Source organism: Paraburkholderia elongata (assembly GCF_013177735.1).
GTDB classification, from domain to species: Bacteria; Pseudomonadota; Gammaproteobacteria; order Burkholderiales; family Burkholderiaceae; genus Paraburkholderia; species Paraburkholderia elongata.
On the sequence record NZ_WOEZ01000263.1, the window covers coordinates 1 to 11588 of the forward strand.

At 61.7% G+C, this 11588-nt stretch carries 11 protein-coding genes and 1 pseudogene; 7 read left to right on the forward strand and 5 right to left on the reverse strand.

Going from position 1 to position 11588, the window contains the following annotated elements:
- The 6 genes and pseudogenes from GNZ13_RS44220 to GNZ13_RS44245 all read left to right on the forward strand — a co-directional run.
- Positions 1–322: pseudogene (locus GNZ13_RS44220) on the forward strand (ATP-dependent DNA helicase RecG); the annotation flags it as partial.
- 138 nt (positions 323–460) lie between these two features.
- Positions 461–1420, forward strand: a complete 960-nt coding sequence (locus GNZ13_RS44225) for a hydrogen peroxide-inducible genes activator (protein WP_172176929.1) — start codon at positions 461–463, stop codon at positions 1418–1420.
- 178 nt (positions 1421–1598) lie between these two features.
- Positions 1599–1748: a hypothetical protein gene (locus GNZ13_RS44230; protein WP_172176931.1), complete on the forward strand. Its 150-nt coding sequence runs from the start codon at positions 1599–1601 to the stop codon at positions 1746–1748.
- A 70-nt stretch (positions 1749–1818) separates the two neighbouring features.
- Positions 1819–3273 carry a catalase gene (locus tag GNZ13_RS44235; RefSeq protein ID WP_172176933.1) on the forward strand — a complete coding sequence of 485 codons (1455 nt, stop codon included), beginning with the start codon at positions 1819–1821 and terminating at the stop codon, positions 3271–3273.
- Positions 3274–3353: 80 nt separating this feature from the next.
- Positions 3354–3524 (forward strand): hypothetical protein, encoded by a 171-nt coding sequence (locus tag GNZ13_RS44240; RefSeq protein WP_172176935.1) that lies wholly within the window; start codon positions 3354–3356, stop codon positions 3522–3524.
- Between the two features lie 154 nt (positions 3525–3678).
- Positions 3679–4167 (forward strand): Dps family protein, encoded by a 489-nt coding sequence (locus GNZ13_RS44245; protein ID WP_172176937.1) that lies wholly within the window; start codon positions 3679–3681, stop codon positions 4165–4167.
- Between the two features lie 223 nt (positions 4168–4390).
- On the opposite strand, the gene GNZ13_RS44250 is transcribed toward GNZ13_RS44245, so the two are convergent.
- On the reverse strand, positions 4391–5890 hold the full coding sequence (locus tag GNZ13_RS44250; protein ID WP_172176939.1) for an ATP-binding protein: 1500 nt from the start codon (positions 5888–5890) through the stop codon (positions 4391–4393).
- A 675-nt stretch (positions 5891–6565) separates the two neighbouring features.
- On the opposite strand from GNZ13_RS44250, the gene ubiA reads away from it, so the two are divergent.
- Positions 6566–7429 (forward strand): 4-hydroxybenzoate octaprenyltransferase, encoded by an 864-nt coding sequence (ubiA, locus tag GNZ13_RS44255; protein WP_172176942.1) that lies wholly within the window; start codon positions 6566–6568, stop codon positions 7427–7429.
- A 31-nt stretch (positions 7430–7460) separates the two neighbouring features.
- Here ubiA and proC read toward each other — a convergent pair whose 3' ends face one another.
- From proC to glcE, 4 genes are all read right to left on the reverse strand, one after another.
- Positions 7461–8276 carry a pyrroline-5-carboxylate reductase gene (proC, locus tag GNZ13_RS44260; protein ID WP_172176944.1) on the reverse strand — a complete coding sequence of 272 codons (816 nt, stop codon included), beginning with the start codon at positions 8274–8276 and terminating at the stop codon, positions 7461–7463.
- Positions 8277–8329: 53 nt separating this feature from the next.
- Positions 8330–9028 (reverse strand): YggS family pyridoxal phosphate-dependent enzyme, encoded by a 699-nt coding sequence (locus GNZ13_RS44265; RefSeq protein ID WP_172176946.1) that lies wholly within the window; start codon positions 9026–9028, stop codon positions 8330–8332.
- 151 nt (positions 9029–9179) lie between these two features.
- Complete coding sequence (gene glcF / locus GNZ13_RS44270; RefSeq protein ID WP_172176948.1) at positions 9180–10406, reverse strand: glycolate oxidase subunit GlcF; 1227 nt, start codon at positions 10404–10406, stop codon at positions 9180–9182.
- Between the two features lie 8 nt (positions 10407–10414).
- Positions 10415–11503, reverse strand: a complete 1089-nt coding sequence (gene glcE / locus GNZ13_RS44275) for a glycolate oxidase subunit GlcE (protein ID WP_172176950.1) — start codon at positions 11501–11503, stop codon at positions 10415–10417.
- Positions 11504–11588: the final 85 nt, after the last annotated feature.

Sequence of the window (11588 nt, forward strand, 5' to 3'; positions counted from 1 at the left end):
CGGGAGTGCGGCTTCGGTGTGCGTGTTGCTCTACACCGGGCCGCTGTCGATGACGGCGCGGGCGCGCTTGCAGACCATGCGGGAGACCACTGACGGGTTCGAAATCGCCCGGCGCGACCTTGAGATTCGCGGTCCAGGAGAGTTTCTTGGCGCCCGGCAGTCGGGTGCGGCCATGTTGAGGTTTGCCGATCTCCAGAATGATCAGTGGCTCATCGAGCCGGCCAGAGAGGCCGCCGCAGCTTTGCTCGAGAAGTATCCCGAGGTGGTGATGCAGCATCTGGCCCGCTGGCTCGGGGCTCGAGAGCAATATCTGAAGGCTTGAGGATTTGGCTTTGACGGCGTGTCGTTGATAGCGGATAGGCCCGTCTGGCCGGCGGGGAAAGGACCAAAAGGTTGGCGAACCGACCCTATAGGTGTATAACTAGAACCTATCGAACTCATCGCACTGATTGGTCCCCTAATGACGCTCACCGAATTGAAATACATCGTCGCGGTTGCCCGCGAGCGGCACTTCGGCCGGGCCGCCGAAGCGTGTTTCGTTAGCCAGCCGACCCTGTCGGTGGCAATCAAAAAGCTCGAAGACGAGCTCAACGTGCAGATTTTCGAGCGCGGCACCAGCGAAGTCAGTGTCACGCCGATCGGCGAACAGATCGTCACGCAAGCCCAGCGCGTCCTCGAGCAAACGCTTGCCATCAAAGAGATCGCGAAACAGGGCAAAGACCCGCTGGTCGGGCCGCTGCGCCTTGGCGTGATCTATACGATCGGGCCGTATCTGCTGCCTACGCTCGTCAAGCAGATGATCAAGCGCGTCCCGCAGATGCCGCTGATGCTGCAGGAAAATTACACGATCAAGCTGATCGAACTGCTCAAGCAGGGCGAAATCGACGTCGCCATCATGGCGCTGCCGTTCCCGGAAACGGGTCTGATGCAGCGCCCGCTCTATGACGAACCGTTTGTCGTCGCGCTGCCGTCCGGTCACGCGTGGGAAAACCGCGCGAAGATCGATGCCGAGGATCTCAAGCAGGAAACCATGCTGCTGCTCGGCAGCGGTCACTGCTTCCGCGACCACGTGCTGGGCGTGTGCCCTGAACTGATGCGTTTCTCGCAGAACGCGGACGGCATCCAGAAGACCTTCGAAGGTTCGTCGCTGGAAACTATCCGTCATATGGTGGCGAGCGGCGTCGGCATTACCGTGTTGCCGCGCATGTCGGTGCATGAGGTCAAGCCGCACGCCGGCGGTATCGACGCCGGCCTGCTTAGCTACGTCGCTTTCGACGAACCGGTGCCGGATCGCCGCGTCGTGCTCGCCTGGCGCAAGAGCTTCACGCGGATGCCCGCGATCGAGGCCATTTGCGACGCCATCAACGCCTGCGATCTGCAAGGCGTCAAAAAGCTCGATCTGCCTCTAGCCGTCAGCTAAGCGGCACGCCGCACCCAGGCCGGCCGTCGCGCACGCGGCGGCCGGTCGGACGACTGCCTTGGGTGCTGATAGCCGCAATCCCTATTGAATAGATAAAATTAATCAAACACGATAATTCAATAGTGTTGTTATAGTTTCCTCCATGGATTGCCCAATCCCCTAAGACCCGGAGGAAATCATGACGCAATCGAACTCGCAGCCAGTCCAAACCGTCGCCGCTCAATCCGTCCGCGTGACCACCGGCAGCACCGGCATCTTCGCCGCCTCGGTGCGCAGCATGCGCACGGTTGCGCTGTCCTTACTGGTCGATCGGGCCTTGTCCGCATGAGCCGTAGGCATCAGCGCGCCGTACCTCTCCCCATATTCTGTTCCCGATAAAAGCCACTCAGGAGTCACGCATGTCCGAACGTAAGCTCACCAATGCAGCCGGCGCACCCGTCGCCGGCAACCAGAACTCGATGACCGCCGGTGCGCGCGGTCCGGTCGTCCTGCAAGACGTCTGGCTGCTTGAAAAACTCGCTCATTTCGATCGTGAAGTGATTCCGGAACGCCGCGTTCACGCCAAGGGTTCGGGCGCATTCGGCACGCTGAAGGTCACGCACGACATCTCGCGTTACACGAAGGCGAAGGTGTTCGCCCAGGTCGGCAAGGAAACGCCGCTCTTCATGCGCTTTTCGACGGTGGCGGGCGAGCGCGGCGCCGCCGACGCGGAACGCGACGTCCGTGGTTTCTCGATCAAGTTCTACACGGAAGAAGGCAACTGGGACGTGGTCGGCAACAACACGCCGGTGTTTTTCATCCGCGATCCGCTGAAGTTCCCGGACTTCATCCACACGCAAAAGCGTGATCCGTACACCAACATGCGCAGCAATATCGCCGCATGGGATTTCTGGTCGCGTCATCCGGAGTCGCTGCATCAGGTCACCATCCTGATGAGCGATCGCGGCATTCCGCAGAACTACCGCCAGATGCACGGCTTCGGCTCGCACACGTACTCGTTCATCAACGCGAACAACGAGCGTTTCTGGGTGAAGTTCCACTTCAAGTCGATGCAGGGCATTGAGAACTTTACCGATGCCGAAGCGGCGCAAGTGGTGGCACAGAACCGTGAAAGCGCGCAACACGATCTGCTCACGAGCATCGACGCAGGCAACTTTCCGAAATGGCGTTTTGCCATCCAGGTGATGCCGGAAGCGGAAGCCGCGAACTATCGCTTCAATCCGTTCGACATCACGAAGGTGTGGTCGCAGAAGGACTACCCGTTGATCGACGTCGGCACGATCGAGTTGAACCGCAACGCGGCGAACTATTTCGCGGACGTGGAGCAGGCAGCGTTCACGCCGGCCAACGTGGTGCCGGGTATCGGCTTCTCGCCGGACCGTCTGTTGCAGGGCCGGTTGTTCTCGTATGGCGACACGCAGCGCTACCGCCTCGGCACCAATCACCATCAGATTCCGGTGAATGCACCGCGCTGCCCGGTCCACCATTCGTTCCATCGCGACGGCGCGATGCGCACGGACGGCAACCTCGGCGGCAACGTGAACTATGAGCCGAATCGCTTCGGTGACTTCGCGCAGGACACCAACGCGTCGGAGCCGCCGCTCGCAGCGGGTACGGTCGATCGTTACGACCATCGCGAGGACGAGGACTACTACACGCAGCCGGGTATGTTGTTTGCGCTCTTCGATGCGGCGCAACGCCAGCGTCTGTTCGGCAACATCGCACGTCATATCAACGGTGTGCCGCAAGAGATCGTCGCGCGTCAGATCGAGCATTTCCGCCGCGCCGATCCGGCCTATGCCGAAGGCGTGATCGCCGCGATGGCCGAGCTCGCTGAAGGCGGTAAGAAGTAAGCAGTTAAAATAAATTGATGCACGAGGACGGGGCGCATCGGCGCCCCGCCGGTAACGAGACGAATCGAGGAAGCACGATCATGATCCAGATGATGATGTCCACCATTGGCGGCTCGTCAGCCGCACGCGGCGCGCAACAGCAGCGGGCATTGATGCTGCGCAAGTTAGTGGGATTCGCGATCGTCTCGAGCGGACTGGCGGTGATCGCCGTGCAAACCCTGCAAGCCCTGCAACACGCGCTCGGCGTGTGATTGAGCGCGAAGCCGTGGGTGCTGCAAGCGACCACCCGTCACACGAGCGCAGCAGCTTTCTAAGATAAACTGGCGGGCGCTCGAAGTACCGGGTTTGCTATTCGCACGCGGTCACTCTGCCGACCGGTTCGTATCACTCTTCAAAGGAGTCGTCATGGCCAAGAAAGAAGCCGTACAGCACGTCAATATCGGGATCAACGACAAGGATCGCAAGAAGATCGCAGAAGGTCTGTCGCGCTTGCTCGCCGACACCTACACGCTGTACCTGAAGACCCACAACTTCCACTGGAACGTGACGGGTCCGATGTTCAACACGCTGCATCTGATGTTCGAAACGCAGTACAACGAGTTGTCGCTCGCGGTCGATTCGATCGCTGAACGTATTCGTGCGTTGGGCGTACATGCGCCGGGCAGCTACAAGGAATTCGCGAAGCTGTCGTCGATTCCGGAAGCGGACGGTGTGCCGGCTGCGGAAGAAATGATCCGCCAGTTGGTGGAAGGCCAGGAAGCCGTGGTGCGTACCGCGCGCGCGATTTTCCCGTCCACGGAAGCCGCCAACGACGAGCCGACCGCCGACCTGCTGACGCAACGCATGCAAACGCACGAAAAGACTGCGTGGATGCTGCGCTCGATGCTGGCTTGATACGTTAGTTTCCGGGCTTTGTGCCCAGGATTTCAGCGCGGCGCTTGAGCGTTGCGTTGAATGGCAACACAAACAAAGCCTCCCTTTGCGGGCCAGCCCCTCACTTAACGTGTTGAGGGGTAGTTAAGCGGAGCAAGGCTGATTGATGAGCGCAGGTCGAAATATGCGCCTTTGTGCAACAGGTTGAAAACGGTACGATTGGCGCTTGCGTTCAGGGAAGCGCTCAGAAGAGTTGTGCGTAGGCGTTCAAATCAAGGCAGCGATATCCGACCTTCTCAAGACCGGACGTCTCTTTTTTGGAGAATGTCGGCGAAAATAGCACCTTTTCGACTTCCCAGCCGGTGAGCTTACGCCCCTCCACGGTCGACATGAATCCGGCTATGTGATTCTCGAAGGCGGTCAGCGTGCCGTTGTCGTGTGCGCTCGCGCTTCGCTTGCAGGAGCCGAAACGCACACGTTTGTCCTCGCTGTTCAATGCCACGACGTCAATCTCGACAAGTCGGTCGATTGAACGAGCACGGTTCCAAAATCCCACCTCGATAGAAGTGATGGGAAAGTCGCCTTTGCCCTTTCTTGAACACTCGACGTGTAGCTGTCGGATGAGCCTCTCGAACGCAAAACCCTCGAGCGTTTCGCTGCGAGGTTTGGCCTTTTCCAGCACCCGCTCGCGAAGCTGCATTCGCGCTGCGTCCCGTGCGGGCCGGACAACTGCAATCCACGCCTGCAAAAAATTATCCGTCACGTAGTATCGGGCGTTGCGGCTGCGACTGTCCGAGAACACAGGATGGCGCCGGTCAATCATCCCGTAGTTGTCGACCAGCTTCTTGAGCTGTGCACCCAATGAGCGGCCCGTGTCGGTCGGCGACTGCATGCTCGCTACGAGTTCGTTGTGGCCGGTGCCCGGGTGGTCCGCCACGAAGTGCAGGATGGAGAGCAATTGCCCTCTCATCTCGCGCAGGAACGAGGTGTCCGCTTCTTCCGAGAGCGGGCTGCCTTCGTTCAGGAACAGGCGGACAAGAAGCTCGTTGCGCAGCTGGTCGGAGGACGCATCGAAAAGCCCTTGTCCGTAGGCATCTCTGTAGAACTTCGGTACGCCCTCAAAGTAGGTCCACAAGAGGAGCCACTGGTACGGGTCTTCCAGGCCATGGTCGTTGTACACGGCAAGCAGGTCTTCGAAATCCCAGTGGTCGAGACGAAAGGAATGGGTCAGTCTGCCGTACAGAGGAGCCGCCGTATCGTCGAGCAGAGCGCTCATCTCGGATTGCAATGAGCCCAGCACGAAGAGGCCGCCGCTCTTCGATTCACGGAGGACGTCTACCTCGGCCTGTAGGAACGAGTTGAACGCGGCAAGCTGTGGAGAAGTGAAATACTGGAATTCGTCCAGAACCACGATGATGCCGGCGCGGTTCATCGTAACGATTGCGCGAGCCATTGACGCGAAGTCGTGCACGTCATTTGCCAGTGCCTGGACGGTATTCGAGAGACTGTCTTGCAGCGCGCGCCGGAACTGGCTGGCGACATCTATCTGGTCGGAGTCTGGAATCTGGACGTAGAAGAGGCGCTCGGCAAGCGCTTCGTCGACGCTCGCCAGTTCCCGCAGCAGCGTCGTCTTGCCAATGCGCCGGCGGCCCTGAATCCGGCAGAAGAACCATCGAGGCTTCTCGAGCAGTCCGCGCAGCTGGTCCAGCGTGCTGCGCCGACCGTAAAAACGCCAATCCGCCATACCACCCTCGATAAGTTAGCGTACTAAATTGTACGCTAACCGATTAATCCGTGCAATGCGTTGAATTCAAACGGTAAACCTGAGTTAGCTCGTGTCCAGCATCGGGGCGGCAACGGCCGTATGGCGCGATTGTGCATGTCATTTCAGTCCACGGCTAACCATCTTAATAATAGCGTACTATTTGGTACGCTATTTCTATATCTGACGTATACCGTTGATTTTGCGTGGAAAATTCGCGCACCTCGTTGGCGCCCCCCCTCCGTAGGCAGGATAGAACCCGCCAATGATGGTTGTCACTTTTGGCCTGATGGGGCGCTCCGCCTCCTTGTCGTCGCGCGCGACGACAAGGAGGCAGCTTGGGACGGCGGGGCGGGAGATTCTGATTGGTCGCCAGCAGAAAATTCTTTGGACAAAGAAAAGGCCCCGAAGTCTGTGACTTACGGGGCATCTGAGGGAATCACAATCGCTCTATCAACACGTTAAGTGAAGGGCTGGCCTTTGCGGGAGGTCTTGTTTTTTGCGGCGCCGGATCCGGACTCAGCTTTGGCTCAGGCCCCGGCTGCGGTTTTGGCCTCGGTTTCGGCGCCCAGCAGGCCAGTCTCGCCGGCCTGAAGGCAGCCTGCCGCCCGCATCCCGTAAAATAGCGGCACCGTCCGCACTTCACCGAATCCACCCATGTTCGCCCGACTTCCTCTGTATCTGCGCCTCGTGCGCATGGACAAGCCGATCGGCAGCCTGCTGCTGCTGTGGCCGACGCTCAATGCGCTGTGGATTGCGTCTGAGGGCCATCCTTCGTGGCCGCTGCTGGTCATCTTCACAGTGGGTACGGTGCTGATGCGCTCGGCGGGCTGTGCGATCAACGACTACGCGGATCGCGACTTCGATCGCTACGTGAAGCGCACGGAAAACCGGCCGATCACGTCGGGCAAGATCAAGGCATGGGAAGCGGTGGCGCTTGCGGCCGGTCTGTCGCTGCTGGCGTTTCTGCTGATCCTGCCGCTGAATACGCTGACCAAGGAGCTATCGGTGGCGGCGCTGTTCGTCGCCGGTTCGTATCCGTTCACGAAGCGTTTCTTTGCGATTCCGCAGGCCTATCTTGGTATTGCGTTCGGCTTCGGCATTCCGATGGCGTTTGCCGCGATTCAGGATCACGTGCCGATGCTCGCCTGGGTCATGCTGCTGGCCAACGTGTTCTGGTCGGTTGCATACGACACGGCATACGCGATGGTCGATCGCGACGACGACATCAAGATCGGCATCCGCACCTCGGCGCTGACCTTCGGCCGCTTCGACGTGGCGGCGATCATGCTTTGCTATGCGGTGACGCTGGGGATCTACGTCGGCATCGGCGTGATGCTCGGCTTCGGCGTGTTGTACTGGCTGGGATGGGCGGCGGCGGTGGGCTGCGCAATCTATCACTACACGCTGATCCGCAATCGCGAGCGGATGGCGTGCTTCGCGGCGTTCCGTCATAACAACTGGTTGGGCGGCGCGTTGTTTGTCGGCATTGCTGCGCATTACGCGGCGGCTTCGTTTTAATTCTTCCGCGCCAGCCAACCCCAGACCGCGCTTACTGCTTGCCGAACTCGTCGCCCATTTCCTTGGCGCGCGCGTCGGCGGCAAGCACGCCACGCACGATCGCGTCCTTGATCCCGCTTGAATCGAACGACGCCAGCGCGGCCGCCGTGGTGCCGCCCTTCGACGTCACACGTTCGCGCAACAGGCTCGGCGGCTCGTCCGAGTTCGCGGCCAATTGTGCCGCGCCGGTGAAGGTCGCGACCGCCAGCGCGCGGCCTTGCGCTTCATCCATGCCGAGTTGGCGCGCGGCTTCCTGCAGCGCTTCGATGAAATAAAACACGTAAGCGGGACCGCTGCCCGAGATTGCGGTGACGGCGTCGATCTTCGCTTCGTCGTCGAACCAGACGGTTTCGCCGACTGCGCCCAGCACCTGCGACGCAAGCGCGCGACCAGTTTCGTCGACGCTGCCGGTCGCGACGAGGCCCGTTACGCCCATGCCGATCAGCGCCGGCGTATTCGGCATCACGCGCACGATGCGAGCATGGCCGTTCAGCCAGCGCGACATGTCATCCATGCGAATACCCGCGACGATGCTAATCGCCAGGTGCGAGGCCTGCAGATGCGGCGCCAGTGTCTCGGCGACGCTCTTCAGAATCTGCGGCTTCACCGCCAGCACGACGGCGTCGTACGACGCGAGCGCGGCGTCCGCGGCAGCGCCGGTCTGGATGCCGAATTGCTGCTCATTGCGTTTGCGCGCGTCTTCGTTTGGGTCGATCGCGTACACGTCAGCGGGCGCGACGCCGCGCTTGATGAGACCGCCGATCAACGCGGCAGCCATGTTGCCACCACCGATAAAAGCAATTTTCATGATGTTCCGAAAGAGGTTCCGTGAGGCGTCAAGAAAGGAAAGGCGTGAAACGGTCAGTGAGAGTAATCTCGCGCGCCGAAGATCGCAGTGCCGACGCGCACGATCGTCGCGCCTTCCAGCACGGCCGCTTCGAGGTCGCTCGACATGCCCATCGAGAGCGTATCGAGTTCGAGGGCGTCATTACGCAGGCGTTCGAACAGCTCGCGTAGTTGCCGATGCGGCACGCGCTGCTCTTCGATGCTGCCGGCCGGTTCCGGAATCGCCATCAGACCGCGCAGATTCAGCTTCGGCAGCGCGGCGATTGCCCGCGCGACTTCCACGGCCTCGGGAATGCTCACGCCGCTTTTCGACGCTTCGCCGCTAATGTTGATCTGCAGACAGACGTTCAACGGCGGCAGATTGTCCGGGCGCTGCTCCGACAGCCGCTGCGCGATCTTCAGGCGGTCGACCGAATGCACCCAGTCGAAATTCTCGGCAACTGGCCGCGTCTTGTTCGATTGCAATGGTCCGATGAAATGCCATTCGAGCGCTGCCCGCAGATCGGCCAGCGCTTCGATTTTGCTGATAGCTTCCTGCACGTAGTTCTCACCGAACGCGCGTTGACCGGCCGCGTACGCGGCGCGCACGTCTTCGGCGGGAAACGTCTTCGAGACCGCGAGCAGGGCGATCGAACGCGCGTCGCGTCCGGCCGCTTGTGCGGCGAGGGCGATGCGCCGCTGCACCGCTTCGAGGTTGTGAGTCAGATCGGGCATGGAACGGAACCGGAAGTCCAGCGAAAGACGATGGTCGAATTATACGGACGCCGCCACCTCATGACGCTTTATGCCGCCGACAGACAGGCGAACGCGCTTGCGGTGATGTACCGCAAGCCACGTGCCGCGCTTCTCGTCAAAATCGATCGCCTCAGGCAGCCAGCATATGCTCCACCAGTTCGATCCAATGCGCGACCGGCGTGGACGTGCCGCTTTGCAGATGCGCAATGCAGCCGACGTTCGCCGACACGATCACCTGGGGCTCCTGCGCCTGCAGCCGCTCGAGCTTCTGATCGCGCAGTGCGTACGAGAGCTTGGGCTGCGTCAGCGAATAAGTGCCGGCCGAGCCGCAGCAGAGATGATTGTCGGCGGGCAGACGCACTTCCACGCCGAGCGCCGCCAGCAGATGTTCGACCTTGCCGCGCACCTGCTGACCATGCTGCAAGGTACACGGCGGATGGAACGCCACGGTATGGATCGCGCGGCGGCGCGTCACGGCGACGAGCGCCTCTTCGAACTCCGGCAGGATCTCCGCGAGGTCGCGTGTCAGCTCGGTCACGCGGCGGGCTTTCTCCGCATACGCGGGATCGTTGCGCAGCAGATGGGCGTATTCCTTGACCGTGGCGCCGCAGCCGGACGCGTTCATCACGATCGCTTCCACACCTTGTTCGATATACGGCCACCACGCGTCGATGTTGGCGCGCACGTCGTCGAGCGCTTCGTCGTTGTAGCCCAGGTGCAGACGGATCGCACCACAACAGCCCGCTTCGGGCGCGATCAGCGTTTCCACGCTGAGCGCGTCGAGCACCCGCGCCGTCGCGACATTGACGTTCGGCATCATCGACGGTTGCACGCAGCCCGCGAGCATGAGCATCTTGCGCGGATGTTTCGCGGTCGGCCATTCAAGCGGGCGCTGTCGCGCGGGCACCTTGTCGCGCAGTTTTTTGGGCAAGAGCGGGCGGATATGCTGACCGATGCGCATGGCCGGCGTGAACAGCGCGCTATTCGGTACGAAGCTCGCGAGCAGCCGGCGCACCATCCGCTGACTGAACGGACGCGTGACTTTTTCCTCGGTGATCTTGCGGCCGATCTCGACCAGCCTGCCGTATTGCACGCCGGACGGGCAGGTGGTTTCGCAGTTGCGGCAGGTGAGGCAGCGGTCCAGATGGACCTGGGTGCTGCGCGTGACCGCCGCGCCTTCCACCATCTGCTTGATCAGATAGATGCGCCCGCGTGGGCCGTCGAGTTCGTCGCCGAGTATCTGATAGGTCGGGCAGGTCGCCGTGCAGAAACCGCAATGCACGCAATTACGCAGGATGGCGTCGGCTTCGTCGCCATCGGGCGTGTTGCGAATGAAGTCCGCGAGGTTGGTTTGCATCGCGTCGCTCAGAAGTCGGGGTAGAGACGGCCGCGATTGAAAATGCGGGCTGGGTCGAAGGCGGTTTTCAGGCCGCGATGAATTTTCATCAGCGGTGCGGGCAGTGGCGTGAACACCCCGGCGCTGCGATCGTAGCCGTGGCCGGTACGGAAAATGGTGGCGTGGCCGCCGGCCTGTTTGGCGCTCATCCGCACAGTTTGCGCGTCGGTGTCGGTGATCCACCAGCGCTGGCTGCCACCCCATTCCATCAGTTGCGCGCCGGGTAATTGCAGCGGCTCGGTGATCGAGGGCAGGGCGAGGCGCCACAGCGCGGCCTTCGGCGGAATGGTCGCAAAGAACGAGTCCGTCTGCTCGCGCAGGCCGGCCCAGAAGCGCTCCGCCTCGACGGCGTCGACGACTTCTCCGCCGAGCGCCGTGCGCGCCGCCTTGACCGCGGCTTCCGCGCCGGCCATCCGTACGGCCAGCGTGCCGTGCCGCCACGCGCTCGCCGTAATCGGCAGCGGCCGGCCGCCCCATTCGTTGAGCTTGCGGACCGCGTCTGTGCCGTTCATATCGAATTTGAGGGTGGCTTCCGCTTGCGGCATCGGCAGCACCTTGATCGACAACTCGAGGATCAGCCCAAGGGTGCCGAGCGAGCCCGCCATCAAACGGGAGACGTCGTAACCGGCGACGTTCTTCACCACCTGGCCGCCGAAATGCAGCGTCTGGCCCCGACCGCTCATGATGACCGCGCCAAGCACGAAGTCGCGCGCCGCACCGGCGGCAGGGCGGCGTGGACCGGCAATGCCCGCCGCGATGCAGCCGCCGAAGGTGGCCTGCGGCCCGAAGTGCGGCGGTTCGAAGGCGAGCATCTGATCGCGTTCGGCGAGCGCGGCCTCGATCTCCAGCAGGGGCGTGCCCGCGCGCGCCGTGATAACCAGTTCGGCCGGATCGTAAGCGATGATGCCGCGATAAGCGCGCGTGTCGAGGATGTCACCTTCCAGCGTCTGACCGTACCAGTCTTTGGTGCCGCCGCCACGGATGCGCAATGTGCGCCCTTCGGCGCTGGCTGAACGCACGCGTTCAGACCAAACGGCGACGATGTCGTCCTCTTCCATGGTGCCCTGCTTCGTTGTGTTTCGATTGATTGTACCGGGCGGCGGCTCGCTGGCAACCCGGAGCGGACCCGCATCGGGTAATCAG

Excerpts from the sequence above, each read along its gene's own strand:
- GNZ13_RS44235 (WP_172176933.1), top strand. The coding sequence starts at position 1,819 with ATGTCCGAACGTAAGCTCACCAATGCAGCCGGCGCACCCGTCGCCGGC.
- GNZ13_RS44240 (WP_172176935.1), top strand. The coding sequence starts at position 3,354 with ATGATCCAGATGATGATGTCCACCATTGGCGGCTCGTCAGCCGCACGC.
- GNZ13_RS44265 (WP_172176946.1), bottom strand. The coding sequence starts at position 9,028 with ATGCCCGATCTGACTCACAACCTCGAAGCGGTGCAGCGGCGCATCGCC.
- proC (WP_172176944.1), bottom strand. The coding sequence starts at position 8,276 with ATGAAAATTGCTTTTATCGGTGGTGGCAACATGGCTGCCGCGTTGATC.
- GNZ13_RS44245 (WP_172176937.1), top strand. The coding sequence starts at position 3,679 with ATGGCCAAGAAAGAAGCCGTACAGCACGTCAATATCGGGATCAACGAC.
- ubiA (WP_172176942.1), top strand. The coding sequence starts at position 6,566 with ATGTTCGCCCGACTTCCTCTGTATCTGCGCCTCGTGCGCATGGACAAG.
- GNZ13_RS44250 (WP_172176939.1), bottom strand. The coding sequence starts at position 5,890 with ATGGCGGATTGGCGTTTTTACGGTCGGCGCAGCACGCTGGACCAGCTG.
- glcF (WP_172176948.1), bottom strand. The coding sequence starts at position 10,406 with ATGCAAACCAACCTCGCGGACTTCATTCGCAACACGCCCGATGGCGAC.
- glcE (WP_172176950.1), bottom strand. The coding sequence starts at position 11,503 with ATGGAAGAGGACGACATCGTCGCCGTTTGGTCTGAACGCGTGCGTTCA.
- GNZ13_RS44225 (WP_172176929.1), top strand. The coding sequence starts at position 461 with ATGACGCTCACCGAATTGAAATACATCGTCGCGGTTGCCCGCGAGCGG.
- GNZ13_RS44230 (WP_172176931.1), top strand. The coding sequence starts at position 1,599 with ATGACGCAATCGAACTCGCAGCCAGTCCAAACCGTCGCCGCTCAATCC.